General features: G+C 64.7%; 23 protein-coding genes. 13 read left to right on the top strand and 10 right to left on the bottom strand.

Going from position 1 to position 26,609, the window contains the following annotated elements; translation table 11 throughout:
* Nucleotides 1-39 precede the first annotated feature (39 nt).
* On the top strand, nucleotides 40-1,083 hold the full coding sequence (locus tag QF015_RS01935; RefSeq protein WP_310205064.1) for an NAD(P)-dependent alcohol dehydrogenase: 1,044 nt from the start codon (nucleotides 40-42) through the stop codon (nucleotides 1,081-1,083).
* Nucleotides 1,019-3,814 carry an ATP-dependent helicase HrpB gene (gene hrpB, locus QF015_RS01930; protein WP_429386507.1) on the top strand — a complete coding sequence of 932 codons (2,796 nt, stop codon included), beginning with the start codon at nucleotides 1,019-1,021 and terminating at the stop codon, nucleotides 3,812-3,814. The genes QF015_RS01935 and hrpB overlap by 65 nt, the downstream gene beginning before the upstream one ends.
* Nucleotides 3,815-3,827: 13 nt before the next feature.
* On the opposite strand, the gene QF015_RS01925 is transcribed toward hrpB, so the two are convergent.
* Entirely contained in the window at nucleotides 3,828-5,459 is a 1,632-nt protein-coding gene (locus tag QF015_RS01925; RefSeq protein WP_429386505.1) for an amidohydrolase, read from the bottom strand.
* Nucleotides 5,449-6,906 carry an APC family permease gene (locus QF015_RS01920; RefSeq protein WP_429386503.1) on the bottom strand — a complete coding sequence of 486 codons (1,458 nt, stop codon included), beginning with the start codon at nucleotides 6,904-6,906 and terminating at the stop codon, nucleotides 5,449-5,451. The genes QF015_RS01925 and QF015_RS01920 overlap by 11 nt, the downstream gene beginning before the upstream one ends.
* 159 nt (nucleotides 6,907-7,065) lie before the next feature.
* Between QF015_RS01920 and QF015_RS01915 the strand changes: the two genes are divergently transcribed.
* The 3 genes from QF015_RS01915 to QF015_RS01905 all read left to right on the top strand — a co-directional run bounded on the left by QF015_RS01915 (nucleotide 7,066) and on the right by QF015_RS01905 (nucleotide 10,692).
* Nucleotides 7,066-7,683 carry a TetR/AcrR family transcriptional regulator C-terminal domain-containing protein gene (locus QF015_RS01915; protein WP_310205051.1) on the top strand — a complete coding sequence of 206 codons (618 nt, stop codon included), beginning with the start codon at nucleotides 7,066-7,068 and terminating at the stop codon, nucleotides 7,681-7,683.
* Nucleotides 7,680-8,432: a M50 family metallopeptidase gene (locus QF015_RS01910; RefSeq protein WP_429386501.1), complete on the top strand. Its 753-nt coding sequence runs from the start codon at nucleotides 7,680-7,682 to the stop codon at nucleotides 8,430-8,432. The genes QF015_RS01915 and QF015_RS01910 overlap by 4 nt, the downstream gene beginning before the upstream one ends.
* Nucleotides 8,433-8,592: 160 nt before the next feature.
* Nucleotides 8,593-10,692 carry an elongation factor G-like protein EF-G2 gene (locus QF015_RS01905; protein ID WP_429386498.1) on the top strand — a complete coding sequence of 700 codons (2,100 nt, stop codon included), beginning with the start codon at nucleotides 8,593-8,595 and terminating at the stop codon, nucleotides 10,690-10,692.
* 32 nt (nucleotides 10,693-10,724) lie between these two features.
* Here the strand turns inward: QF015_RS01905 and QF015_RS01900 are convergent, their stop codons facing one another.
* On the bottom strand, nucleotides 10,725-11,390 hold the full coding sequence (locus QF015_RS01900; protein ID WP_429386497.1) for an alpha/beta hydrolase family protein: 666 nt from the start codon (nucleotides 11,388-11,390) through the stop codon (nucleotides 10,725-10,727).
* Nucleotides 11,391-11,465: 75 nt separating this feature from the next.
* On the opposite strand from QF015_RS01900, the gene ligD reads away from it, so the two are divergent.
* Nucleotides 11,466-12,491, top strand: a complete 1,026-nt coding sequence (gene ligD / locus QF015_RS01895) for a non-homologous end-joining DNA ligase (protein ID WP_310205042.1) — start codon at nucleotides 11,466-11,468, stop codon at nucleotides 12,489-12,491.
* Between the two features lie 13 nt (nucleotides 12,492-12,504).
* Nucleotides 12,505-13,659 (top strand): serine hydrolase domain-containing protein, encoded by a 1,155-nt coding sequence (locus QF015_RS01890; RefSeq protein ID WP_429386494.1) that lies wholly within the window; start codon nucleotides 12,505-12,507, stop codon nucleotides 13,657-13,659.
* A gap of 23 nt (nucleotides 13,660-13,682) precedes the next feature.
* Here the strand turns inward: QF015_RS01890 and QF015_RS01885 are convergent, their stop codons facing one another.
* The 5 genes from QF015_RS01885 to QF015_RS01865 are packed head-to-tail and all read right to left on the bottom strand — an operon-like array spanning nucleotide 13,683 to nucleotide 18,277.
* Nucleotides 13,683-14,303, bottom strand: a complete 621-nt coding sequence (locus QF015_RS01885) for an L-threonylcarbamoyladenylate synthase (protein WP_310205037.1) — start codon at nucleotides 14,301-14,303, stop codon at nucleotides 13,683-13,685.
* 20 nt (nucleotides 14,304-14,323) lie between these two features.
* On the bottom strand, nucleotides 14,324-15,157 hold the full coding sequence (locus QF015_RS01880) for an ABC transporter permease (protein ID WP_429386490.1): 834 nt from the start codon (nucleotides 15,155-15,157) through the stop codon (nucleotides 14,324-14,326).
* Nucleotides 15,158-15,179: 22 nt separating this feature from the next.
* The gene (locus QF015_RS01875) at nucleotides 15,180-16,151 is read right to left on the bottom strand and encodes an ABC transporter ATP-binding protein (protein WP_310205032.1); all 972 of its coding nucleotides are present in this window, start codon (nucleotides 16,149-16,151) and stop codon (nucleotides 15,180-15,182) included.
* Nucleotides 16,148-17,341 (bottom strand): LolA family protein, encoded by a 1,194-nt coding sequence (locus QF015_RS01870; RefSeq protein ID WP_429386486.1) that lies wholly within the window; start codon nucleotides 17,339-17,341, stop codon nucleotides 16,148-16,150. The genes QF015_RS01875 and QF015_RS01870 overlap by 4 nt, the downstream gene beginning before the upstream one ends.
* Before the next feature lie 18 nt (nucleotides 17,342-17,359).
* Nucleotides 17,360-18,277, bottom strand: a complete 918-nt coding sequence (locus QF015_RS01865) for an N-acetylglucosamine kinase (protein WP_310205026.1) — start codon at nucleotides 18,275-18,277, stop codon at nucleotides 17,360-17,362.
* Between the two features lie 347 nt (nucleotides 18,278-18,624).
* Here QF015_RS01865 and QF015_RS01860 point away from each other — a divergent pair, with 347 nt between their 5' ends.
* From QF015_RS01860 to QF015_RS01835, 6 genes are all read left to right on the top strand, one after another.
* Complete coding sequence (locus QF015_RS01860) at nucleotides 18,625-19,347, top strand: GntR family transcriptional regulator (RefSeq protein WP_397336847.1); 723 nt, start codon at nucleotides 18,625-18,627, stop codon at nucleotides 19,345-19,347.
* 1 nt (nucleotide 19,348) lies between these two features.
* Nucleotides 19,349-20,143, top strand: coding sequence for an IclR family transcriptional regulator (locus tag QF015_RS01855; RefSeq protein ID WP_429386483.1), 795 nt, complete (start codon nucleotides 19,349-19,351; stop codon nucleotides 20,141-20,143).
* A gap of 173 nt (nucleotides 20,144-20,316) precedes the next feature.
* Nucleotides 20,317-21,102, top strand: coding sequence for an SDR family NAD(P)-dependent oxidoreductase (locus tag QF015_RS01850; RefSeq protein WP_429386481.1), 786 nt, complete (start codon nucleotides 20,317-20,319; stop codon nucleotides 21,100-21,102).
* Nucleotides 21,103-21,159: 57 nt separating this feature from the next.
* Complete coding sequence (locus tag QF015_RS01845; protein WP_429386478.1) at nucleotides 21,160-22,824, top strand: FAD-dependent oxidoreductase; 1,665 nt, start codon at nucleotides 21,160-21,162, stop codon at nucleotides 22,822-22,824.
* Nucleotides 22,821-23,111: a Dabb family protein gene (locus tag QF015_RS01840; RefSeq protein WP_429386477.1), complete on the top strand. Its 291-nt coding sequence runs from the start codon at nucleotides 22,821-22,823 to the stop codon at nucleotides 23,109-23,111. Before QF015_RS01845 ends, QF015_RS01840 begins: the two co-directional genes overlap by 4 nt.
* A 42-nt stretch (nucleotides 23,112-23,153) precedes the next feature.
* Nucleotides 23,154-24,494, top strand: coding sequence for an MFS transporter (locus tag QF015_RS01835; protein ID WP_429386474.1), 1,341 nt, complete (start codon nucleotides 23,154-23,156; stop codon nucleotides 24,492-24,494).
* On the opposite strand, the gene QF015_RS01830 is transcribed toward QF015_RS01835, so the two are convergent.
* On the bottom strand, nucleotides 24,481-25,353 hold the full coding sequence (locus QF015_RS01830; RefSeq protein ID WP_429386471.1) for a PaaX family transcriptional regulator: 873 nt from the start codon (nucleotides 25,351-25,353) through the stop codon (nucleotides 24,481-24,483). The two genes, QF015_RS01835 and QF015_RS01830, sit on opposite strands and share 14 nt — an antisense overlap.
* A gap of 7 nt (nucleotides 25,354-25,360) precedes the next feature.
* Nucleotides 25,361-26,599: a kynureninase gene (locus tag QF015_RS01825; RefSeq protein WP_310205007.1), complete on the bottom strand. Its 1,239-nt coding sequence runs from the start codon at nucleotides 26,597-26,599 to the stop codon at nucleotides 25,361-25,363.
* Between the last annotated feature and the right edge of the window lie 10 nt (nucleotides 26,600-26,609).

Here is a 26,609-nt window from a genome sequence, read left to right as displayed (position 1 = left end):
GATGGAAACATCCAACAACGTTCACTACGCAGGAGAAACATGCCTACCGCTAACGCTTACGCTGCCCCCTCGGCTACGGGCGACCTGACCCTGACCACCATCGAACGTCGGGAGGTCGGTCCCAACGACGTCCACATTGATATCAAGTTCGCCGGAATCTGCCACTCGGATATCCACACTGTGCGCGGTGACTGGGGACCGCAGCAGTATCCCTTGGCCCCCGGCCACGAAATTGCCGGCATCGTTACCGAGGTTGGCTCGGCGGTGTCCAAGCACAAGGTGGGCGATCGCGTGGGCGTCGGCTGCATGGTCAACTCCTGTAAGGAATGCAGGAACTGCCTGGCAGGAGAAGAGCAGTACTGCCTCAAGGGAAACGTTGGCACCTATGGCTCGGTTGACCGCGACGGCACCATCACCCAGGGCGGTTACTCCAGCCATGTGGTGGTGAACGAGGACTTTGTGGTCACCATTCCCGAGGGCCTGGACCTTGACGTGGCCGCACCGCTGCTGTGCGCAGGCATCACCACCTACTCGCCGCTGCACCACTGGGGCGCCGGCCCTGGCAAGAAGGTGGCCATCGTCGGTCTCGGCGGACTCGGCCACATGGCCGTCAAGATCGCCCACGCCATGGGCGCTGAGGTCACTGTCCTTTCCCAGTCCCTGAAGAAGATGGAGGATGGGCTCAAGCTCGGCGCCGACCACTACTACGCCACCAGTGATCCCGCCACCTTCGAACAGCTTGGCGGCACGTTCGACCTCATCATCAACACCGTCAGCGCGTCCATCGACATCAGCGCATACCTGCAGTTGCTGACCCTTGACGGAAGCCTGGTCAACGTTGGCGCCCCGGCGGAGCCACTGCCGGTGAATGTTTTCTCCCTCATCACGGGTCGTCGCCGTTTCGCCGGCTCGGCCATCGGTGGCATCCGCGAAACGCAGGAGATGTTGAACTTCTGCGCCGAACACGGGCTTGGCGCGGAGATCGAGGTCATTCCGGCCAGCAAGATCAACGAGGCCTATGAGCGCGTTCTCGCCTCGGACGTCCGTTACCGCTTTGTCATCGATGCCTCCACCATCGGCTAAAAGCCACAGCACACCGAAAAGGCCACGCTCCCTCCAAAGGGGCGTGGCCTTTTTCGTGCCCATCAACAGGGAGAATGGTCTGGTGACTTTCAGAGTGGACACCATTGGCAGGGGGCTGGTCTTCGCTGAATCCCTCGGGGAACTGACCGCGGTGCTGGCACGCCAGGGCGACGGCGGCGCGGCGGTCGTCCAGGCACCGCCCGGCACCGGCAAGACCACACTCGTGCCGCCGCTGTTGGCAAACCTGGTCTCCGAACGGCACCAACCCCGGCCACGCGTCGTCGTTACCCAACCGCGGCGGATTGCGGCGCGTTCGGCTGCCCGACGGCTCGCGTCGCTGGACGGCAGCCCCTTGGGTGCCAGGGTGGGCTACACCGTCCGCGGCGAAAGCAAGACCAGCCAGGACACAGTGGTCGAGTTCGTCACGCCGGGCATTCTCCTCCGGCGCCTGCTCTCGGACCCGGGCCTCCAGGACGTTCACGCCGTTGTCCTCGATGAGGTCCACGAGCGGGGGTTGGAAACCGACCTCCTGGTCGGCATGTTGGCCGAGGTCCGCGAACTCCGCGGCGACCTTACGCTGGTGGCCATGTCAGCAACACTCGACGCAGCACGCTTCGCCGCCCTGCTCCAGCAGTGCGAACCAGGGCCGGGCGTCACAGCGCCCGACGGCGGCGGGCCGGCTCCCGTCGTCGACTGTCCCTCGGCGCTGTACCCGCTGGAGGTTCAGTGGGCGCCGGCCGGCGAGCATCGACTCAACGATCGGGGAGTGGCCCGAGCCTTCCTGGACCACGTTGCCCGCACCGCGGCCAGTGCCCACACATCAGCCCTGGCCGTAAACCCCGAGGTGGACGCACTGGTCTTCCTGCCGGGTGCCCGTGAAGTGTCCGACGTCGCCCATCGCCTTCGCGCGCAGGTTCCCCGGAGCGTTGAGGTGCTGGAGTTGCACGGCCAGATCGGACCGGAAGCCCAGGATCGCGCCGTGTCCGGCCGGGAACCCGGTGGTTTGCCGCGGATCATTGTGTCGACCTCCCTGGCCGAGTCGTCGCTCACCGTTCCCGGGGTGCGCCTGGTTGTTGACTCAGGGCTGTCCCGGGAACCGCGACGCGACTCAGGCCGCGGAATGTCCGGCCTGGTGACCGTTTCGTGTTCCCGGGCGTCGGCAGATCAACGTGCCGGACGCGCCGCCCGGCAAGGTCCCGGTCTGGTAGTTCGTTGCTATGACCAGCAGGCCTACGCAGCCGCGCCGGCACATCAGACGCCTGAAATCTCCGTGGCTGACCTGACCGGAGCGGCGCTCATCCTCGCCTGCTGGGGTGCGCCCGGAGGCCAGGGCCTGCAGTTGCCGGATGCGCCGCCCCGCGGAGCCATGGACGATGCCGTGGAAGTCCTCCGGGAGTTGGGCGCCGTCTCCAAGGACGGGAGCGTTACCGCCCTCGGTAAGACGCTGGCCCGTATACCCGCCGACCCACGCCTCGCCCGCGCCTTGTTGGACGGTTCGGCGGTGGTCGGCAAACGCGCCGCAGCGGAGACGGTCGCACTGGTGGCCGGCGACCAGCGCGCACCCGGTGCGGACCTCACCGCTTTGTTGACGGCTTTGCGCTCGGGTTCCGACCCGGCAGCGCGCCGCTTCGCCGAGGATGCCAGGCGTCTGGAGTCCATGGCTCGGCAGGAAGGGGCTGTTGGGGTGCATCCAAAGCCGCACGCCCTGGTCACGGCGAGGGAAGCGCCCGGGTTTGTGGTGGCACTGGCGTTCCCGGACCGGGTGGCCCGCCGCGTGCCCGGCGATGGATCCACCACGTACCTGCTGTCCTCCGGGACGCGCGCCGGGCTCCCAGCGGGGAGTCCGCTGTCCGCGCATGAGTGGATTGCGGTGGCCGAGGTGTCGCGAGCACAGGGTCGCGATGCGGCTGGAACGGGTGCCGTGATCCGTTCCGCCGCGCCCTTTTCGGCAGACCTGGCCGAAGCTGCGGCTCCGGATCTCCTGGCCAACACGGTGCGGGCGAAGTTTGAGCAAGGCAAGGTGTCAGCGCGGATGGAACGGCGGTTGGGCGCCATCGTGCTGTCCTCAACGCCTGTCCGCCCCGGCGCGGAGGCCGGACGGCGAGCTGTGGGCGAGGCCCTGGCAAAAACGGGCCTGACGATGATTGGCTGGTCGGCCGCTGCCGACAGCCTGCGACGACGGCTTGCGCTGCTGCACCACGAGCTCGGCGATCCCTGGCCCGACGTCCGGGAAGCCGCGCTGCTTGCCCGGTTGGAGGACTGGTTGGGCCCGGAACTGGAACAGATTGCCACCGGGGCCTCCGTCAGGTCAATCAACCTGGCGGAGCCCTTGCGGCGACTGCTGCCGTGGCCCGAGGCCTCCCGCTTGGACAGCCTCGCGCCCGAGCGGCTCGAGGTCCCCAGCGGCTCACGTATCCGCATTGACTACCCCGAGGTTTCGGAGCGCCGGGACGGCAATGACGACGGCGGCCGGCCGGTGGTCGCGGTCAAGCTTCAGGAATGCTTCGGCTGGGACCGGACGCCGCGTTTGGTGGATGGGCGCGTCCCAGTGCTGTTCCACTTGTTGTCCCCGGCGGGAAGACCCCTGGCGGTCACCGACGACCTCGCCTCCTTCTGGTCCGGCCCCTACTCCCAGGTCCGGGCCGAGATGCGTGGGCGTTATCCCAAGCATCCCTGGCCCGAAGACCCTTGGACCGCGCCGGCGACCGCCAGGACGAAGAACAGGATGTAGTCCAGGCCTTCTGTCAGGCGGTCCGGTCCAGCATGAACTGGATCTCGCCGTCCACAAAGGTTCCCAGAACAGCACTGGCAGCGAACTCGTCCGGGTCCGTGGTCAGGGGATTCAGGTCGAAGGCCGTGAAGTCTGCCCGTTTGCCCACGCTGATGGAACCGGAAACCTCCCATAGGCCTGCAGCTTTTGCCGCATGCGAGGTGTAGCCCTCAAGGGCCTGCAGTGCGGTGAGAGCTTGGGCCGGTGCGATGGGTTCCTCTCCGGGGTGCCCGGACCGCCGGCGCAACTGGGCGTCCGCGATGATCGGAAGTGGTTCAAAGGGGGCGATCGGCCAGTCCGAACCGATGCCCAGCGTCACGCCGGCCTCGCGGAGGTCCCGGCAGCGCCAGGCCCGGTCAGCACGCTCCTTGCCCAGCCGGATGGACCAGTTGTCGCTTTGGTCTGCCAGGGAGTAATGGGTGCAATGCGTCGGTTGCATGCTGGCAACTATCCCCGTTCCCTTGAAACGCTCTACGAGCCCGTCCGGAACCGTCTCGAGGTGCTCAATCCGATGGACTGTTCCGCGCAGGATGTCCGCAGGCACATCGCCTCGCAGCGACTCCAGTGCGTCCAGCACGTACTCCACTCCCGCGTCACCAATGGCGTGCGTGGCGGTGGGGATTCCGCGCGCAGCGAAGTAGCGGACGGCGGCCGCGTACTCTTCCGGCCGGGGCCAGAAAGGTGCCGTGGACTGGCCATGGGTGTCTGGCTCGTAGAGCCAGGCAGTTCCGTTGTCCACTGTTCCGTCGACGAAGAGCTTGATGGCTTCAACGGACCACCGCCGGCCACCGGTTCCCATGGTCCGGGCGAGCCTTTTCCACTCGGTTTCATCGCTTCCCGGCATGCACCACGGAGCGCTGCGCAGCCGCAGTGGAAGTTCGCCGTCGGCCTCCAGAGCCTGAAACAGCGCGGAGGACTCCTCGCTGTGGTCCATGACGTGTCCACCGGTCAGCCCTGAGCGGGCAAAGTCCCTGAGGAGGTCGGCCAGGCGGGCCTTGCGTTCGCTGAACGGCTCTTGGGGAATGTGCCGCTGGACGAGTTCCATGGCCGCGGCTTCGAGGAGGAGGCCGGTGGGAACGCCGTCGCCATCGCACACCACCTCGGCCGCTTGCTCAAACCCGCAGGGACCGTGGATTCCTGCCGCTTCCAGTGCCCGGCTGTTTGCCAGGGCTGAATGTCCGTCGAACAACCGGATCAGCGCCGGCTTGTCGCCGCTGACGTCGTCCAGCACGCTCCGGTGCAACGGAACTTCGCCAAAAGAGTTCGGATTCAGGCCCCAGCCACGCAGCCACGCGTCGTCGTTCCGTGATTCCGACGCCAACAGGGTGCGGACGTCCTCCAGGCCGGCAGCGCCGGAAAGATCAACCCCGATGGTCAGGTCCAGGCCGAACACCGGGTGCATGTGGCAGTCCACCAGGCCAGGGGTCAGCGTTGCACTGCCGAGGTCCACCACGCGCGTGCCGTCCTGCGCCCAGTCCTGGGCTTCAAGACGGCTGCCGACGGCGGCAACCACCCCGGCACGGACAGCTACGGCTTGGATCGGGTCACTGTGGCCGCCGTCCATGGTGTGAACGGTGTCGGCGAGGACAATGAGGTCAGGAATCATGGGTTTCGAAGCTTCCAATCCGTGCAAAAACGTTGGGTCGGGTGGTGCGCAGGCTGCGCGCAATCAGCAGGCCTGCAAGGAAAACGGCGGGTGCCACCAGGAGCAGGATGGTGTTCGTCAGAGCATCCGCGAAGGTGAGCAGTTCAATGTTGATGGCGATCAGCGCCGCCACCCCGAACAGGAGGATGGCCGACGCCACGCTGAGCGGAATGAGCAGGCGATGGGTCACTGCGGCAGGGTTGCGGCGCAGGTAGATGACCGCGGCTACCGACACCAGCCCTTGGAGGGCTACAATCCCGAAGATCCCGGGAGTGTTGACCCAGATCAGCAGTTGCTTGTACGGGTCGGCGCCGAGGATGGCGCAAATGATGATGATGACGGCGGCCAGGACGGTTTGGATCTGCCCGGCACGATGCGGCGATTTGTACTTGGGGTGGGTCCTGCCCAGGAACGCGGGGAACACTCCGTCCTTGGCGAGCATGTAGACGTAGCGGTTGATGGCGTTGTGGAAGGCCAGCTGCGAGGCGTAGACACTGGTGACGATCAGGATGTACATGACCACCTCAGCCCAAGGTCCTACGTACTGGTTGATGGTGGCGAAGAACATTCCATCGGCCAGCTCGCCGGCCGCGGTCACCACATTTCCGTTGCCGAAGGCCTGGATCACGGTCCACACGATGAAGGCGTAGAACACCGACATGAATCCGACGGCGATGTACGTTGCCCGTGGGACGGACTTGTCCGGATTACGGGCCTCGCGCCGGTACAGCACGGTGGATTCGAAGCCCATGAAGGCCGCGAAGCAGATGGCAAGGATGGCAAGGACGCCCGGCGTGAAGGCGTGTTCGGGGGAGAAGGAGGCAAAACTGATGCCTTCAGCGCCGCCGTGGGCAAGGATTGCGACGCCCATGATGCCCAGGATGGCGGTTTCGGCGATCAGCAGGACACCCAGGACCTTCGCGCCGACATCGATCCCGCGGTATCCGAGGAACCAGACTGCCGCGATGGCGATCAAAGCGACGACAGGCCATGGAACATCCAGCCCAAAAAGGGTGCGGAGCATGGCTTGGGTCTGAACGGCAAACAGTCCGTAGACACCAATCTGCAGGCAGTTATAGGACACGATCGCCAGGATGGCGGAAGCCAGCCCCACGGTTTTGCCCATGGCCAGCGTGATGTAGGTATAAAATCCGCCGGCAGCTTTGACGTGTTTGGTCATCGCCATGAACGAGACCGCGAAAATCAGGAGGACTGCGCCGGCAATGACATAGCCCATGGGGGCGCCGATGCCCCCGATGCCAATAGCCACAGGGGCTACGCCGGCCATGACGGTCAAAGGAGCAGCTGCGGAAATCACCAGGAAGGCGATCCCGCCGGTGCCAAGGGCATTCCGTTTGAGCCCATTTCCAGCATCCGCTGCTGGAGGTCGGGTTTCGAGGTCAGACATGGGAATCCTCTGGGTCTTATGGGGAGGGGAAGTTTCAGGGGGAGCGAATCACTAAGCGAAAGGCTTTCGTTTAGCGTACGGCCTTGTGACCGGCGGCACAATACCTTGAAGCAAAGTTCTGGCTAGAGTCGTAACAACAACCTGAATGGAGACACCCGTATGGCACGCCCGCTGGTCCCGCTGATATCCGTCGATGCACTCGTCACCGCTGCGCTCGAATTGGTTGACGAGGCAGGGGACTTCAGCCTGCCCAAACTCGCAAAGCGGATCGGGGTCAGCCAGTCATCCATCTACAACCACGTCAGTGGACGGGAAGAAATTCTCGAGCTGATGCGCGGACGGATTATCGCCGAAAGCCCGTATGTCCTGGAGGATAAGGACGATTGGGAAGCCGCACTGCGTGCAATCGTCCGCAGTTACCGTGACGCCTTTGCCCGCCATCCCCGGCTCGCACCGCTGCTGGTTCTCCAAACTGTCCAGGATGATCAGGTTCTTGCCCTGTATGAAAACCTGGCCGTGGCGCTGGAAGGCGCTGGATTCCGTGGTCGGGACGTGGTGTCAGCGATCTCCACCATTGACAGTTTCGCGCTCGGGTTCGCCCTGGACCTTGCGGCACCCGACGTTGTCTGGGCGCCGCCGGAGCAGGGATACCCCACGCTCACCGGGGCCCTTGCCCACGCCGGTCCACCAACGGAGCGCGGTGAAGCTGCCTTCGATTTCGGCCTCGAAATCCTGATCGCCGGACTGCATTCGCGCCGTCAGTCGTCGCTCCTGTGAACGTCGAAAGTGACCGAAACATAGCCCAAACCTGGTGGGACGCAGTGATCCGCGGCTTCACCGACACCCACACCACCGCCGTGCCGCTGCCGGCACTGCTCGGCATCCTCGCCTGCGCCATCGTCCTCAGCATTCCGCGCATCACGTGGCGGTGGTTCGGCCTGTACGTCACCTTCGTCCACGAGCTCGGCCACGCCTATGCGGCATTGATGACCGGCCGTTTTGTGCACAGCCTCCGCATCGGGCTCGACCATTCTGGTCGGCTTGTCAGCAGCGGACGAAGCGCCTTCGGTGCGGCGTGGTCAGGCTTTTGGGGCTACCCGGCGCCCGCGGTCGTCGGGCTGGGCCTCATTGCCGCATTTGCTGCAGGCAGGTCCGGCGCCGCCATGTCCGTCGGGGCCGTGGTCCTCCTGGTGTCGCTGATCTTCCTGCGCAACCTCACGGGAATCCTCGTTGCGGTGTTGAGTGCTGCCATCGCACAACTTCTGGTCCTTTTTGCGTCGCCTGCCACCGTCGACTATGTGGTGCTCGTCCTCGGCATTGCCCTGTCCGTGGGAGGTGTCCGCGACCTCTTCAAGGTTCTGGGCGTCCACACCCGGCGCCGGGACAGGCTCACGGCCTCCGACGCCTTCATCCTGGGCCGCACCACCGGTGTCCCGGCCCTCGTGTGGTTGACGGGGTTCACTGTGGTGATCGCTGGATGTGTGGCAGCGTCCGCATGGTTTCTGTGGGGGATCCTCGCCGTTTAGTTCCGAGGGTGTCGGGGGGCCACCGGCACGACGGCGGTCTGCCTGGTTTCGTGGCCGCCAACCCTTGCCCTGTGGTCGCCTCAGGGTGTCCAATCCTCTTTAACGTTCGAACTGCCTGGCATTCGGACTCCGTGCAGGGATACAACACCAGGAGGTGCCCATGTCCGCCAAGGGCACGCGCGAAACGGCTAAAGGAAGCGGCACGACTGAGGCCAGGCGGGGTGACAACGGAGTGGCATTTGCTGCCGCCGACCCTGCGGGAATCCGGAACGTCGCACTCGTCGGGCATTCGGGAGCCGGCAAAACGATACTGGTGGAGGCCTTGCTCGCAGCTACCGGGGCCATCAGCAGAATGGGCTCCATCAGCGAGGGCAATACCGTCAGCGATTCCGATCCGTCCGCGATTCACCAGCAACGGTCCGTGACCATGTCGGTCGCCCCGATACTGGTGGGTGACGTCAAGGTCAACCTGATCGACACTCCGGGATACACGGACTTCACCGGCGAATTGCGCGCTGGTTTGCGGGCCGCCGATGCGGCCCTTTTTGTTGTCTCCGCCGTCGACAGCATCGACGGTGCCACCATCGCCCTGTGGAAGGAATGCGGAAAAGTCCGGATGCCGCGTGCTGTTGTCCTGAGCAAACTGGACCATCCCCGCGCTGACTTCAGCGCCGCCGTCGAACGGTGCCGGGAAGCCTTCGGCGAGTCTGTGCTGCCGCTGTATCTTCCCGCGGCTGGCAACGCCGGCCTTGTCGGAGTGCTCCACGGCTCCGGAGATGGCGACCGGGTACCTGTTGCGGACCTCGAGGAGGCCCGGGGTACCTTGATCGAAGGGATCATTGCCGAGAGCGAAGACGAAACGCTGATGGACCGGTACCTGGGCGGCGAAGAGCTGCCACTGGCCGACCTCATCAAGGATCTGGAAACCGCGGTGGCCCGCGGAACCTTCTTCCCCGTCCTGCCCACCTCCGCTGAAACCGGCGTCGGCCTCCCTGAACTTCTGGCCTTGTTGACCGATGCGTTGCCGTCGCCCCTGGAACGCACCAACCCCGCGGTGATGACACTGGGCGGTACGTCGTTGAAGCCCCTGAACTGCGATCCTGCGGGGCTCCTTGCCGCCGAGGTGGTGCGGACCACCGTGGATCCGTTCCTCGGACGCGTTTGCCTGGTGCGGGTGTTCTCAGGGACCCTGCGGGAAGATACCTCGGTCCATGTGGGCGGCAGGGGACTCGCGGACAGGGGCCATGAAGACCACGATGCCGACGAACGCATCACGCATCTCTACGCGCCTGTAGGCTCCAGCTTGAAGGCCGTTCCGCAATGCATCGCCGGGGACATCTGCGCCATCAGCAAACTGGCCAGCGCCGAGACGGGCGATACAGTATCCGACAGGGAAGCACCGCTGCTGATCGAGACGTGGAACATGCCCGAGCCCCTGATGCCCATCGCCATCGAAGGAGCCTCACGCAGCGATGAAGACGCACTGGCCAGGAGCATTGGAAAAGTGGCGGCCGCCGATCCCACGCTCCGATTGGAGCGCAACCAGGACACCCACCAGCTCATCCTTTGGTGCATGGGCGAAGCCCATGCCGAGGTGGTCCTGGACAGGCTGCGCGGCCAGGGGGTCAAACTGCAAACCGTTGACGTCATCACTCCGCTCAGGGAAACCTTCGCCAGCAAATCCGCAGGACACGGACGGCACGTCAAGCAATCCGGAGGCCATGGGCAGTTTGCCATCTGCGACATCGAAGTGGAACCCCTGGCCCGGGGGGAAGGGTTCGCTTTCGCGGACAAAATCGTGGGTGGGGCAATCCCCGGCACGTTCGTCGCCTCTGTGGAGAAGGGCGTCCGTGCACAGATGCTCAAGGGAGTGTCCGAAGGATTTCCCGTGGTCGACATCAAGGTGACGTTGGTGGGCGGAAAGACCCACAGTGTGGACTCCTCTGATGCGGCCTTCCAAGCGGCCGGGGCGCTGGCACTCCGTGAGGCTGCGGCCGCCGCCAGGATCCAACTGCTGGAGCCTGTCTCGTCAGTCGTCATCAGCGTTCCCGACGATTACGTGGGTGCGGTGATGAGCGATCTCTCCGGACGGCGCGGGCGGGTCACCGGCACCACAGCCGCAGACGCCGAGGGGACAGAGATCACCGCCGAAGTGCCCGACCAGGAGCTGGTCCGATACGCCATCGAACTGCGCGCCCTCACGGCCGGTACAGGACGTTTCCGTCGGTCCTACCTTCGCCACGAACCCCTTCCCAAGTAGCCCGCAGGAAAGTAGTTACGGGAGAAGTGCGTCTACGGGTTGGCCCGCAGGAAAGCTGCCACAGCAGGAGCCAGCGACGCCCCCGTTTCGGCGGCTCCCCGTTTGACGCCCTTAACTGCGAACGAATGGTCGCCGCCCTCGCTCCACTGGAGTGTCGCCGTCGGACCGATTTTGTCCACAACGGCCTCCAGCAACTCCGGTGTTGCGAACGTGTCGCGGCTGCCTTGGAGGAAGAGCATGGGTGTGGTGACGCCGTAGAGGTGCTCATCGCGCAGTTTCTCCGGCTTGCCGGGGGCATGGAGCGGATAGCCGAGGTACACCAGGCCGCTGGCAGGCATGCCGTCGGCCACTGCCATGGATGCCATGCGTCCACCGAAAGACTTGCCCGCAGCCCAGAGTGGCTCGCCCTCGCCAAGCTCAGCGGCCTTATCCATGACGGCCCGCCAGGTGGCGATGGCCAGGGGCGGGCGCTCCGGGAAGCGCCGGCCCGCTTCGCGGTACGGAAAGTTGAAACGCAGGGTGGCCACTCCTTCGCGGGCCAGTGCCTCAGTGAAACCCTGCAGGAACGGGTGTTCCATCCCTGCTCCGGCGCCGTGCGCCACGACCACCGTGGCAACGGGACCTACGGGCCGGATGTGAAGGGCAGAGACGGTGGCTTCACCGACAGTGATGGTGACTGGTGTTTCAGTGTTTGGCATGTATCCATCATTGCCCACGACACCAAAATGCCCGGGGTGCTGACGCGCAAGGCCTTAACGGGGTAGCTTGTGGCCATGGCGAGCGAAGCAACCACTGTCTCTGTGCCCGGTCCCGACGGCCCGCGGGAGGTCCGGATTTCCAGTCCAAGCCGGGTGATGTGGCCTGTGGCGGGACTGACCAAGCTGGACCTGGCCAACTACCTGATAGATGTCGGCGATGCGTTTGTTGCCGCCAACGGCAACCGGCCCGTCAGTCTTCAGCGCTACTCCGGCACCATCGAGGGCGAGATGTTCTTCTCGAAAAATCCGCCCAAGGGTGCCCCGGAGTATGTCCGCTCGGTTCCGGTGACCTATCCCAGTGCACGGTCGCATCCGCAGCTGGTGATTGACGAGCCCGCCGCAGCCGTTTGGGCTGCGCAGATGAATACCGTGGTGTTCCACCCCTGGGCGTCGCGGGCCAATGATCCCGACAACCCGGACCAGTTGAGGATCGACCTCGACCCGCAGCCGGGCACCGACTTCGACGACGCGATTCCGGCCGCGCAGGAACTCCGGTCCGTCCTGGAGGAAGCCGGCCTGACGGCGTTCATTAAGACCTCAGGCAACCGCGGACTCCACGTCTACGCGCCGATCCATCCAAAGCACGAGTTCCTTGAGGTACGCCACGCCGTGATTGCCGCTGGACGGGAGTTGGAGCGGCGCATGCCGGACAAGGTCACAACAGCCTGGTGGAAAGAAGAACGCGGGAGCAGGATCTTCGTGGACTTCAACCAGGCGAACCGGGACAGGACCATCGCCGGGGCGTACAGCCCCCGCGCCGTCCCCACAGCCCAGGTGTCCTGTCCGCTGACGTGGGATGAGCTGGAGAACGCCGATCCCGCAAAGTACACCATCGCCACAGTCCCGGACCGCCTGGCGAAGACCGGGGATCCCTGGGCAGCCATGCATGACCACCCGGGGGATATCGACGTGCTGCTCGCCTGGTGGGAACGAGACGTCGACAACGGACAGGGTGAGATGCCCTTCCCGCCGGAATTCCCGAAGATGCCGGGCGAGCCCATGCGCGTGCAGCCGAGCCGGGCCCGCAAGCCGGAGGAGTGAGCCGGGAGCCGGCATGCCGGAACTTCCAGGGAAGGGGTTCCTGACCCTCGCATTCGTATGCGGGTTGATGGTCTGCGGTTGCACCGGCACGCCGGAACCCCTGCCCTCCCAGCCGAGCACGCAGCTGCGGCCCCCGGCAACAGCAACAGCGGTACCGTCGACGCCGGAACCTCCGCTCATTCCGACGGTCACCGAAACGCCCAGTACGCCGCCCCAGGACACGCCAACGTTTTCCCCCGCCCTCCAAGAGCTCCGGGCCACCTTGGAGCTCTTCTCCCGCGAGAAAATTGAGGAAGGCGCTTCAGCGGTGCTCATGAAGGTACGGGTCGGCCGGCAGGAGTGGACGCACGCAGCAGGGGTGAGGAGCCGCGAAGGGCGGATTGCGGCCCAACCCGGCGACCGTTTCCTTGTGGGACAGCAACTCCGGACCATGCTGGCTGTCTCGGTACTCAGACTGGCGGAGGAGGGCCGGTTGTCCTTGGACGACCCCGTCACGGCGCTGCTGCCTGGTTCCCTGGCGCCAGGCAATCAACTCACGATCCGCCAACTCCTCGGCACCCCCGGAAACCTGCCAGGTGTTCCGTCTGCCCAAGCCGACGCCTTGCTGGGCCGATTGGTGGAACAGCTCCGGGGTTCGACCCTTGACGCCGCACTGCGGGCGGACATCCTGTCACCCTTGGGCCTCCATTCCACGATGCTCCTGGTGCCGGACTCTGTGGCTCCTGACGACCTGGTCCACGGCTACCTCCAGGTGAACGGCGGGACCGAGGACATCACCTTTCCTGCGGCGCCGGGAGGAGGCGCTTCCCCGGGTGGTCTGGTGACCACCGTGCAGGACATCAGCACTTTTCACGCTGCGCTGTTGAAGGGGCAACTACTGGCGCCGGGGAACCTTATCGCCATGAAAGGTACCGTGTTCGGTGAGTACGGCCTTGGCTTGGATCACTGGGACGACCGCTGCACGAACGGCTCCTACTACGGCCATGCCGGAGATGTCCCCGGCTATGGAAGCGTTGCCATCAGCAGCGCCGACGGCAATCGCCAGGTGGCCATCTTCGTCGCCTACCCGCCTCTTCCTGCGTCGCAGCCGCCGTCCGCCTTGTCGTTGGAAATGACGGGCGTCGCCCAGGTGGCGCTGAACTCGGGGTGCCGCTTCCAGTTCCGCTGAGTTGGCCTCCGGGACCCCGCAGCTTATTCGAAACGCGAAGGATCGCCTGTTCCGCGTCGGACTACCTCGGCCACTCCACTGGAAAAGTCGATCACGGTTGTCGGTTCGGAGCCCGTGTCACCGGCATCAATGACACCGTCCACCTGGTTGTCCAACCGTTCCTTGATTTCCCACCCCTGGGTCAAGGGTTCCTCCTCGTCCGGCAACAGGAGCGTGCTGGACAGCAGAGGCTCACCGAGTTCGGCCAGGAGTGCTTGGACCACCCTGTGATCCGGGATGCGGACGCCCACAGTCTTCTTCTTGGGATGCAGGAGCCGCTTGGGAACTTCACGTGTGGCAGGGAGGATGAAGGTGTAGCTGCCGGGGGTAACTGCCTTGATGCTCCTGAAAATGTCATTGTCAAGCATCACGAACTGCCCCATCTGGGCAAAGTCCTTGCACACCAGGGTGAAGTGGTGTTTGTCGTCCAAATGCCGGATGGCCCTGATGCGGTCCAAGGCGTCCCTGTTGCCGATCTGGGCACCAAGCGCGTAGCAGGAGTCGGTGGGGTAGGCGATCAGGCCGCCTCCCTGAAGCATGTTCACCACTTGGCCGATGGCGCGTGGTTGGGGATCTTCCGGGTGCACGTCAAAGAATCTGGCCATGTACAGAGCCTACGACAAAGCTATGACAAGACGTCCTTGGTGGAGAATTTCGCGTAGGCGAGCGCGCCGCAGACCGCGATGTACCCGGCTTGCAGAATCGCGTTCGCGCCGAACGAGGTCCAGGAGATCGGTTGCCGCAAAAGATCCGCAAAACCCAACCAATGGTGGCTGAAGAGCCAGGGATGCAGCCACTCGAGTTGGGGCAGGTTGTCCAGCACCTGTGAGACCACGGAAAGCACGATGGTGGCGGCCATGGCCCCTACCGGCACATCGGTGAAGGTGGAAATCAGCAGGCCGATAGCGGAGAGCCCCAGCAGGGACACCGCGATGTAGGCGGCGATCAGCAGGGATCTCACTGCAGACTCGCCCACGCTGATGGTGTCGCCGGACAAGAGGGTTACCGGTCCCACGGGAAAAAGTACGACGCCGGCCAGCGCGCCAAAGGCTGCGACCGTCGCCGTCGCGGCGAAACAGAAGGCGACGGCCCCTGCATATTTGACGAGCAACAGGCGGATGCGACCTGCGGGAGCCAGCAAAAGATACCGCAACGTGCCAACGTTGGCCTCTCCGGCGATCGTGTCTCCTGCCACCACTCCAACGGTGAGCGGAAGGAACAACGGAACGCACACCACCAAGGCAGTCACGGCAACAAAGAGCCCGTTCTGGGTGATGCGGTCAAGGAAGAGCGGCCCCCGTCCGGGCGGCGTGGGCCGGGACGACAACTTGACCGCCACAGCAATCAGGATGGGCACGGCAGCCAGTGCAATCAGCATGGCCCACGTGCGAAGCCGGCGGAACAGCACGGACAGTTCCGAGCCCAGCAGCGCCCATCCGACGCCTGGACGGGCAGCCACCGCTGTGCGGCTCCCTCTGGTTTCAGCCGGCAACGTCGAAGCCCTCCCCGGTCAGGGACACGAACCGGTCCTCCAGGCTAGGGTTCTCGATGCTGAACCCCCGCACCCGGACCCCGTCAGCGACCAGGGCGGCCACGATGGCTTCAGGCTCCAGCCCATCGAGGCCCGCCCCCAACAGCGCCGTGGATCCCCAGCGACCTGAAGTACCTGGAGCATCGCGGGTAACCAAACCCAGCCTCGTCAGGACGAGGGCAGCACGATCGACGTCGGGGGTTTGGACCAGGACCTGTGCCTGTCCGGAGGAGCGCAGCTCGTCCAACGGACCTTGGGCCACCAAGCGGCCGGCGCTCATGACGCCCACGTGGGTGCACATCTGCTCCACCTCAGCCAGCAAATGGCTGGAAACAAACACCGTGGTCCCACCAGCAGCCAGGGAACGAACCAAGCCACGCACCTCACGGGTACCTTGCGGGTCAAGGCCGTTGGTTGGTTCGTCCAGGACAAGCAATTCCCGTGGCCTCAGCAGGGCGTTTGCCAGGCCCAGTCGCTGCTTCATGCCCAGGGAATAGGCGCGGACTTTTTTTCCTGCGGCATGGGAAAGCCCGACGCGCTCCAAAGCATCATGGACCCGTTGCCGCCTGCTGGACGAGGAAGCGTGGCGGTCCGCGGTATCCAGGCGCATGAGGTTGCCCGTACCGGAGAGGAAGGGATAGAAACCCGGCCCCTCCACCAGCGCTCCGACCTCCGGCAGGACGGAAGCCAAAGACTGCGGCATCTCCCGGCCGAGGATCCGGATGGTGCCGCTGTTCGCCGAAGCAAGGCCCAACAACACCCGGATGGTCGTTGTTTTTCCCGAACCGTTGGGACCGAGGAAACCGTAAACAGAGCCCCGGGGCACCGCAAGGTCAATTCCATCAACGGCAGAGCGGTGGCCGAAGCGTTTCACCAAGCCCTGAGTCTCGATGGCGAAGCCAGCGGGAACGGATTCGCTCACAGGGCGGCAGCGGCTGACTGAAGCCGTTCCAAAGGCACCATGCCCACGTAGATGCGGCCGTCGTCGAGCATCAGGACGCTCAGCAGCGACGTCGTCAACGCGCGGCCACCCTCGACCGGTTGCAAAACCTGGGCGAGTTGGGGGTTCGACGTGAGGTCAGCCGGAGCACTCCCTGCCGGGAAAGCAAGGACAGCGTCCCACCCCTCGCCGGTTACGGTCGGGTGGGGGAGGCCAGGCCGGTATGAGCCCTGCGGTGCGGGCATGGTGGGAGCCTGCAGGGTGGGAACCGGTTTGGCGGGGAGGGCCTTCTCCGTCACAGTGGCGCCCGGCGGAGGGGTGAACCGGAACAGGGCCGCGTCCGGGGTGGACAGGTCCAGCTCTTTGAACGCGAGCGAATACGCGGGTTCGGACTGGCCCCTGGCCCGGACTTCGATGCCCAGGGGAAGACCGGTTTCGGCATCAACGTCGATGGCCACGGACTCAACCAGGGTCTCCGTGCTGCGGGGGTGCAGGCTCAAGCGGTACGCATTGCGGCCGGCGACAGAGGAGGCCTCCCCGACGGACACCTCGGTACTGTCATCAAGGGCTGCAAGGAACCGGCGAGCCATGGTTTCGGGGGTGGGTATGTCCCGTGACGACATGTCCGGTGAAGGTGTGGGAGGAAGCGACTCCCGCGGGCCGGCCAAGGAGGGCACCTCCGCTATGGTTGGTGCCGGCGCAGACAGGTGCGTGGCGCTGTTGTCCGCCGAGTTGTAGAACCATGCGTCGCCGCCATTGACCACAATGTCACGTTCAGCCATGCGGTCCAGGATCTGGACCCGGGCTTTGGACGGACCGTCCACGTAAACCCGTGCTGTGTGAGAGCCAGTCAACAATTCCATGGCTGATGCCCCTCCGGAGGCGATACCCGGTCCCGCAGTGGGGATTTCGGGCAACCCCAGCTCAGCGGTCTGTACCAGGGTGCCGGAGAGTGCCCGAACCTCGGAGCGGGCGATCATTGCCAGGATTTCGTCAGCCGTTTTCGCCGGGAGGGACGCGGTAGCCCCGGCCTGGACCGAGCCGAAAACCACCGCGATGGCCACAGCAAGGGTGATCACGAGGGCAGGCAGCCACCGCTGCTTGGACCGCGCCAACGTCACCAACCACCCGTCGTGCAAGGCATGGATCCAGACTACTCCGGTTGCCTGCACGGATCACCTGTCCGCGCGTCAGTCCTTGATGAGTTGGCGGGCCAGTTCCACGGCACCATGAACAGGAGTTTTCGGGAGAATCCGTATGGATGACGGATCTTCGAGGGAGACCTTCCGGGCAACGGCTCCGGCCAGCTGATCGTGGTTCACCAGCAGGCTGCCGGCCATGACCAGCGGCAGGTCCAGGCCAAGTTCCCCCAGGACCTGTCGGGCCAGAGCCGCCAGGTGGTGGGCCGCGTCTGCCTGAATCCGTACCGCTGCGGAGTCGCCTTCAGCTGCGAGTTCCAGGACCAGCGGAGCCAGCATGGCCCAATGGTCCGGCTCCGGCTTCGCATAGAAGGAGTCCATGAGCTGCAAGGCGTCCACATTGGCAGTGGCCGCCATCAGGGCACGGACCAGCGTGCCGGGTTCCAGCCCGGCGTAGTACTCCCGCAGGGCTTCACGGACGGCGTCGCGAACCACGGAGTAGCCGCCGCCCTCATCACCCAGCAGGTAGCCATAGCCGCCACTGCGGGCTTCCAATCCGTCGTGGTTCCGCCCCCAGGCCACCGATCCCGTACCTGCAACCAGGACGACTCCGGCGTCGAGCCCGGCCGCAGCGAGGATGATGCGCGTGTCATGGACCACTTCCACGCGGGCGCCGGGAAAGTGTTCACTCAACAGCGCAGAGAGTACGGCACGGCTCGCGGGAGTATCGGCGCCGGCTGCTCCGGCACACACTGCCTTGACCCCTCCGCCGACCCTCGCGGCGATCCTGCGCAGCACGGCGTCCGCTCCCTGGTGACCCACCGAGGAAAGGTTGGCACTTGCTTCGGTGATCTCGAGGCCGGCTGCCGTGGCGGCGCCTCCCTGGGTTTCGTCCGGCTGCGTACTGTCCGAGAGGATGGCGTGAGTCTTGGAACCGCCGATGTGCAGGCCCAGCACCCGGGGCGTCACCGTCGTGCCTCCGTTGCGGCATCGTTGTGTGTCGAACTGACCGGAGCTGTGGTGCTGCGCCCGCGCCGCTGTCCGTCGTTCCCCCGGAACCGCTGTATTTCCTCCAACTGACGTCCCTTCGTTTCGGGTGCGGATTTTCGGACAAGCATGGTCCCGATAATAGCCAGTGCTCCGAACATGGCGAAGGGTCCTGCACCTCTGCGGGAGTGGCCATGCAGGATTGACATCATTGTCCCTTGACTAGGTGGAAACGTAGGCTCTTGCCGGGATGTGGTGGAAGCGGATGAGACCAACCCGATCAAGATTGGCATAGACCAATCAACTTGTCTACAAGTAGGATGTCCAATATGCCCACAGCTGTCCCGCCCGCCGCCCCGAAGTACTACCTTCTCAAGACCGAAGTCCTCGGGCTTATCGCGGGCCTGCAACCGGGTACCCTCATCCCTACGGAACGGGCACTGGCCGAGAAGTATGCGACGTCACGCACCACGGTCCGGCAGGCCATCAGCGAACTGGTGGCAGAGGGTCGGCTTGGGCGCGTCCAAGGACACGGCACGTTTGTAGCCCCTCCCAAGGTGACCCACGTCCGGCAACTGACGTCCTTCTCTGACGACGCCCGCAATCAGGGGCTTCGGCCAGACTCCCGACTGCTTGCGCTGGACGTTGTTAAGTCCGACGCCGGCGTCGCAGCCCATTTGGGCCTGGACCAGGGTGATCCGGTAACCCGCCTTGAACGCATCCGCCTGATTGAGGGAGAGCCACTGGCGCACGAGGTCGCCTGGCTTCCGGGCAAGTTGCCGCGCTTCAAATCCAATCTGGCCAAGGCCGGTTCGCTCTATGCAGTGCTCGCCGATGTTTACGGGCTTCAGGTTGCCGACGTTGAGGACACTGTGGAGACGGCACTGGCCGGTCCGGAGGATGTCAGGCTGCTGGGCATCGAGATGGGCGCCCCTTTGTTGGTAGTCCACCGGCTGGCCCGCAACGCCGCAGGCGCCCCGGTGGAGTGGACCCGCAGCGCCTTCCGCGGGGACAGGTTCCGGTTCGTTTCCCGCGTAAAATCCGGAGGCTGAGGTGGCCAACTCGTCCTCAGGAGAGTCCGTCATCCGCCGCGTCGTCCGCTTGGTGGGAGCGTTCGACGACGCCCATCTCACCATGAGCGTCGCCACCCTGGCCCGGCGTTCCGGGCTCCCGGTGACCACGACCTACCGCTTGGTCGATGAGCTCCTCCTGGAAGGGTTGCTGGAACGGGAAGCGAATGCGGAGGTCCGGATTGGCACCCGGCTGTGGGAGTTGGTGTCCCGGAGTTCGCGCATGGTGGGCCTCCGGGAAGCCGCCCTGCCATTCATGGAAGATGTGCAGTCCGTCGTGCAGCATTCCACGACGCTGGGGATCCTGGATTCAGACGAAGTCCTGTATATCGAACGGATCGGATCCCGGGATTCCCTGGTGGACATCACCAAAGTCGCTGGCCGCCTGCCGGTTCATGGGACCTCCTCAGGGCTCGTCCTGTTGGCGTACTCGCCGCCTGCGTACCAGGATCTCTTCCTGTCACGACCCCTCGAAAAATTCACCGAAGCCACGCTGACCAATCCCGCGGAATTACGCCGTCACCTGGCAAGCATCCGCCAACGAGGGTTCGCATCGATGCCCGGGATCATCGTCCCGGAATCGAGCGGTATCGCCGTGCCGGTTTTCAGCCGCGCAAACACCGTGGTCGCCGCCCTGAGCGTCGTGGTTCCCAGGAACGAAGAAAACGCCGGCATCCGGGTACCGGTCCTGATGACCGCCGCCCGCGGCATTTCCCGCGCCCTGGGGTGGCGGGGAGAGCTTAAAGGCGCACTCCGTCAAAGCAACGGAAACATCTGATTCCCGTTCATCGGTAACGCTGTGGCTCCACTCACAGGCCCACTGGCAGAGTGGAATCAGCAGGGCAGCTCGCCCGGTCACCACACACTTAGGCCCGTTGGGTCCTGTTCCGTGCTGCCCTGCGTCATACCCAGGGTTTCAGAGCCGCAATGCCGCGGCAGGAGGAGTTGGACATGGAGACTGCTACGCAGGCACATCGGGAGGGCACACCCCGGCGCGTGGCCGGAAAGGTTGCCGTTGTCACGGGAGGCAGGGGAGACCTGGGCGGCGCAACGGCCCGTTTGCTCGCCGATCACGGAGCCCGGGTTGCCAGCCTGGACCGCGCCGGCACCCCGGCCCCGGCCAGCCACCCAGGTATCACCGAGTACGACGTTGATGTCACTGACGAAGCAAGCGTCGCCGACGCTGTCCGACGACTCAGCGCAGAGCTCGGTGCGCCGGACATCCTGGTCAATGCGGCCGGAATCATCGGCGCTGCTGGTGCCAGCCACACCGCTACGGTGGAGGATTTCGACGTCATTTTCAACGTCAACGTCAAAGGTGTCTGGCTCCTGACCAAGCACGTGGTTCCGGCGATGATAGAGAAGCAGGCCGGCAGCATCGTCAACTTTTCCTCGATCCACGGCCTGACCGGCGGGCGCAACGTCCCGCTATACCACGCCACCAAAGGGGCCGTCCGCCTTTTGAGCAAGTGCGACGCCGCAGCCTATGGCCCCTACGGCGTAAGGGTGAATTCACTACATCCCGGTTCCATGAACACGCGGATGAGCCGCCGTTCGGCAGAGCAGTCCGACATTGGTCCGGAGGCCTACTACAAGCAGCTGGTAGGCGGGAACCCGCTTCCTCGGCAGGGTGAACCGGAGGAGATCGCCTACGGGGTGCTGTATCTCGCCTCCGACGAATCCCGCTTCACCACCGGCTCCGAGCTGGTCATCGACGGCGGCTATACCGCCGTCTGAAGCTCCGAAACGCGGACACACCACCTTCTTTTCATCAGTTACACGAGAGGTACCACCATGAAATTCCTGAACGGCACACCTTCCGACACCTACGACGTCGTCGTCGTCGGCTCCGGCGCAGGCGCCCTGACCGCAGCGGCGACCGCCGCGCGTGCCGGAAAGTCCGTCGTCGTGCTCGAAAAGACCGAGCTGCTGGGCGGTACGTCGGCCGTCTCGGGCGGCATGTTGTGGGTAGCGGACAACCACCATGCCCGTGAAGCCGGGTTGAGCGACTCCAAGGAAGCCGCTGCCAGGTATGTCAGGGCCGTGGCCCGCGGCAGGAGCCGTGAAGAACTCCTTGACGCTGCCTTGGAGTACGGGGACACCATGCTGCGGTTTACGGAAGAACAATGCGGTGTGCGGTTCATCTTCCTGGACAACTTCCCGGACTACCGCCAGGACCTGCCCGGTTCGGTGGAAGGGGGCAGGACCGTTGAACCCGCGCTGTACAACATTCGCGAGGCACTCGGCGGCCTCGCCGCGCACGTCCGCTCCGATGGCAGGGCGCCTTTCACCATGCAGGAGTACGAGACATGGGGTGCGTTCACCAAGTTCCCCTGGGCAGAGCTGAACCAGCGGCAGGAAGAAGGGCTGGTCGCCAAGGGCCAGGCGTTGGTGTCGATGCTCTTGGCCAGCCTGGTCCGTGACGACGCGGCGCTGGTGGTCGGCGCCCGCGGGCACCGGCTCCTGCTCGACGGCGGCAAGGTGGCGGGCGTCCAACTCGAGTCAGGCGGGACTTTCCACGCCAACGACGGCGTCGTCCTCGCCACGGGGGGCTTTGAATGGGACAGGGCCCTGGCTGATTCACTGCTCGCCTCGCGTTTGTACATCATGTGCTCGCCGCCGTCCAACACCGGAGACGGCCTGAGGATGGCCCAGCGGGTCGGGGCCCAAACCAGGGGAACCCGCGAAGCTTGGTGGGCTCCCATGTCCACCACAGGAGACACCCGTGACGGCGCCCCGATCGGCACGTTGCTGCGCTTTGAACGCCAAGGACCGGGCTCGCTCATGGTCAACCGCCATGGCAAGCGCTTTGCCAACGAGTCGCAGAACTACAACGACCTCGCCCGGTGCCTGCAATCATGGGACTCACCCAACAACCAGACGCTGAACACCCCGGCACATGTGGTGTTCGACCACAGCTACCTGGAGCGCTACGGCGTCCTTGCGCACCGGGCCGGACAGCCGACGCCCGCCTATCTCAGTGAGGCCCCCACGCTGGTGGAACTGGCCGCAAAGATCGGCGTCCCCGCGGAAAACCTCCAGGCCACCGTGGACCGCTTCAACCACTACGCCGTCAAGGGGGAAGACCCGGACTTTGGCCGCGGCGTAAGTGCCTACGACAAATACTGGGGCGACGACGACTGCCCCTGGCCCAACCCCTCCCTGGGCCCCCTCCAGACCGGTCCGTTCTACGCGATGGAGGTGGTCAACGGCGCCTTCGGGAGCAACGGAGGTGTGGCCACGGATGGACTCGCGCGTGTCCTGGACGTGGACGGCCTCCCCATCCCGGGACTGTTCGCGGCAGGAAACACGACGGAGAATGCCTACGCTGCGGGCTACCCGGGCGCCGGAGCAACCCTGGGCCCCATCATGACCATGGGCTACCTGGCTGGCCGCACCATCGCGGGCCAACCGGCAGAGTACGACGGCTCCGACGCCCAGGCCGGAGTCCGGGCATGATCCGCCATGCGGTGCTCTTCAAGTTCAAGCCGGACTTTCCCCCGGCAGACAAGGCCGCCTGGATAGAGGGCCTGTCCCGGATGGAGGGCAGTATTCCCGGTCTCCTGAAGCTGACGCATGGGGAGGACGTGGTCAAGAACGACCGTTCCTTCGACTACGCCATTGTGGCTGACTTCAATGCCTTGGAAGACCTTGAGGTCTATGCCACGCATCCGCTCCATGAGCCGCTCAAGAAGTACTCGTTTCCGAACAGCGAGCAGATCATCGCCGTCGATTTTCCGCTTTAGCTTCGTTGTGTTCGAACCTGCGCCATTCAAAGGAGAATTGCCATGCCCACTTCAACCCGGCAGCCCGCAAAGCTGCGTAAGACTCCCGGCAAAGCGGCCCTCGCTTCATTCCTGGGAAGCACTCTTGAGTACTACGACTTCTTCATTTACGGCTCAGCCGCAGCATTGGTCTTCGGACCCCTGTTTTTTCCCTCTGACGACCCCGCCGTCGGCTTGATCGGTGCTTTCGCCACGTTTGGGGTGGCGTACGTTGCCCGGCCTGTGGGTGGGCTGGTGATGGGCCATTTCGGTGACAAAATCGGGCGGAAGAAAATTCTGCTGATCACCCTGGGGGTCATGGGACTGGCGTCGCTTGGCATCGGATTCCTGCCGGGCTACAGCCAGATAGGTGTTTGGGCGCCCATCCTCCTGGTGGTTGGACGCCTGGCGCAGGGCTTCTCCGCAGGTGCAGAGTCGGCCGGTGCGTCCACGCTGACGCTGGAACACTCCCCGGAAGGACGGCGTGGGTTCTTTACCAGCTTCGTCATGACCGGCTACGCGTCAGGGATGGTGCTCGCGACGCTGGTTTTCATTCCTGTTGCTGCGCTGCCCACCGAAGCACTCATGAGCTGGGGCTGGCGCGTACCATTCTGGCTGTCCATCGTGGTTTTGGCGATTGCCTACTGGGTGCGGACCCACCTGGACGAGACACCGGTGTTTGAAGAAGCCAGGGACAGCAAGGCGGTTGCACCCATGCCGCTCCGGGAGGTGCTGCGCTTCCAGGCGGCAGATGTGGTCCGGGTTATCGGGATGTCCATCATGTCGGTCATGCAGACCATCTTCACGGTCTTCGGGCTGTCGTACGCCACGGGAGCCGCAGGCTTCGACAAGGCCTCGATACTCACCGTCAATGCGGTAGCCATCGGCTTGTCGATGTTCGTCATGCCGCTGGCCGCCACGTGGTCCGACCGGGTGGGCCGCCGGCCCCTTCTCCTGACGGCAGCCATCGGTTGCTCCGTGACGATCTTCGCCTACTTCGGGGCACTGTCCACCGGCAACATCCTGCTGGTCTTCGCGGCAGCCTTCGTCAACATGACCCTGCTGTACTCATGCTTCAACGGAATTTGGCCGGCGTACTTCGCCGAGCTCTTTGCCGCCCCGGTCCGCTACTCCGGTATGGCGTTGGGCAATCAACTGGGCCTGGTGGTCGCCGGCTTCGCCCCCTTGATCGCCGGCTTGCTGCTGGGGAAGGGGCACGACGGCTGGCTCCCCGTGGCCTTCTTCGCGGCCGCCTGCATGACCATAGCCGCAGTGGCAGCCTTTTTCTCACGGGAGACGGCAGCGACGCCCATCGAGGACCTGGGGGAGCCGTACTGGCGTGGCGTGGCCGTCAGGAAACCCTGACGCCACCAGAGAGGGTACTGCGCACGAACTCCGCGCTGGGCTCAGCAAAAGCGGCGACCAGCCGGCTGAACAGGGCTGTACCTTCGGCCCCGGGCCAATCCTCCGGCAGGAATGCCGAGGGCAGCCCGGGGTCGAGATAGGGGATGATGCGCCACCGGTCGATGCACTGGACATACGTGGAAAAGGCTTCGGGTGAGGCCTCCACCGCGCTGCCGGAAGGCTCCGGAACCACCGCGTCATGACCCTGGGCCCCGTGTTCGCGGATGAAGTCCTTGTGCAGGCCGGCCACCGCTTCCAGGTCCCACCACTTGGCGGCGGCCTCCCTGAGGCTGCCACCTACCAAAGGCGTTTCCGTGACGAAAATCGTTGACATATCCCGGAGCGCAAGGTCAATCAGGATCTCTTCGACCTCTGTACGCAGCGTATCGGGGCAGATCCACAAGCCGGCTGCCACCGTGCCGCAGCCGATCCAGTGGAGCCTGCGCCGCAGCTGGTGCCGCTTTTCGCGTTCCGTTTCCGGGATGGAGAAGGAGATCAGGCACCAGGGATCGGAAAGGGACATGCTCCGCGGGTTGTAGATCCGGCGGTCGCCGCGGGCCAGCATCGTGGCGGCACCGTCCGTGAGGGTGAACCCGGGAACGCCGTCACGAGTCTCCTGGAGGACCACCTCTTTCTTACGCAAGCGGCCCAAGGCCGTGCGGGTTACTGTGCCGGACGTTCCCAGAGCGTCCATGAGCGCCACGATGTCCTTGGCGGACATCCATCCACCGGCGTCGCGCAGATACAGGCCGATGACGGTGCGCAGCAGCGACGTCGTACTCCCTGGCCGGGAGTCCATGTCGTCAAGGACGGCACTCATGTCAGGCTCACAGCAGTTCGGCGAGGGCGTCGCGGATGGCGACCACTCCCAGTTCAACCTCGGCATAGCTTGTGCTCAACGGTGACAAGCCAATGCGCAAGCCGTGTGGGGGACGGAAGTCGGGGATGACGCCCTTCTCCCAGAGCCTTGCGGTGACATCTGCGAAAAGCGGGTGGTCCACAGTGATGTGGGATCCGCGTTCGGCCGGATTCCGGGGGCTCACGATGACAGCGCCGAGTGGGACCAGGAGTTCCTCAGAGAGGGCAATGGCATATTCGGTGAGCTTGATGGACTTTTCCCGGACCGCGTCCATTCCTGCGGTGGCAATCAGGTCCAGCATGTCCTTCATCGGCTGCATGGCCAGCACGGGAGGAGTTCCCGTGATGAACCTGCGGATACCTTGTGCCGGCCGGTACGAGTCCGTCATGCCGAAGGGGTTGTCGGCTCCCATCCAGCCCCAGATGGGCTGCTGCAGCTGGTCTTGCCGGGAGGCGTTGACATAGGCGAAGGCGGGGGATCCCGGGCCACCATTGAGGTACTTGTAGGTGCAGCCCACCGCGAGGTCAACGCCCCATGCGTCCAGTTCCATGGGTACTGATCCTACGGAGTGGCACAGATCCCAGAGCATGAGGGCTCCGGCCTGGTGCACCTTGGCCGTGATTCCCGCGGCATCGGCCAGGAAGCCGGAGCGGTAGGCAACGTGGCTGAGGACAACGACGGCGGTCCGCTCACCCAGCAATCCGTCCAGGTCCTCGACGCGGACGCCACTGGCCGGGTTGGAAGCGATCCATTTGATGGTCGCCCCACGCTCGGCGGCAATGCCTTCGATGATGAACCGGTCGGTGGGGAAGTTGTCGCGGTCGATGATGATCTCGTCGCGTCCGGGCTGGGCGTCCACTGCGGCACGGATCATCTTGTAGAGCATGACGGAAGTGGAGTCACCAACGGTGGTTTGTCCGGGGGCAGCGCCCAGGGTCACCTCACCGATGAGGTTGCCAACGGCAGTCGGTTCGTCCATCCATTGTTCGTCCCAACCACGGATGAGCCGGCTGCCCCAGGCATCGTGGACAAAGGAAGCAAGTTTCTCCGCGGTGACCTTCAGCGGGCGACCCAACGAGTTGCCGTCCAAGTATGAGGTGAGTTGTCCGGCGTCGGGCGCGTAGAAAGCGTCACGCTGGGCGGCGAGGGGATCAGCAGCGTCCAGTTCGGCCGACGTCGGCCGTTGGGTTTGCTGTGCTGTTGTCATGGTTCCTCCT

The sequence above is a fragment of the Paenarthrobacter sp. TE4293 genome (genome assembly GCF_050435325.1).
In the GTDB taxonomy this organism is placed as follows: domain Bacteria; phylum Actinomycetota; class Actinomycetes; order Actinomycetales; family Micrococcaceae; genus Arthrobacter; species Arthrobacter nitroguajacolicus_C.
The sequence above is the reverse complement of the archived record's forward strand: the minus strand, read 5'-3'. Positions and strand labels throughout refer to the sequence as shown.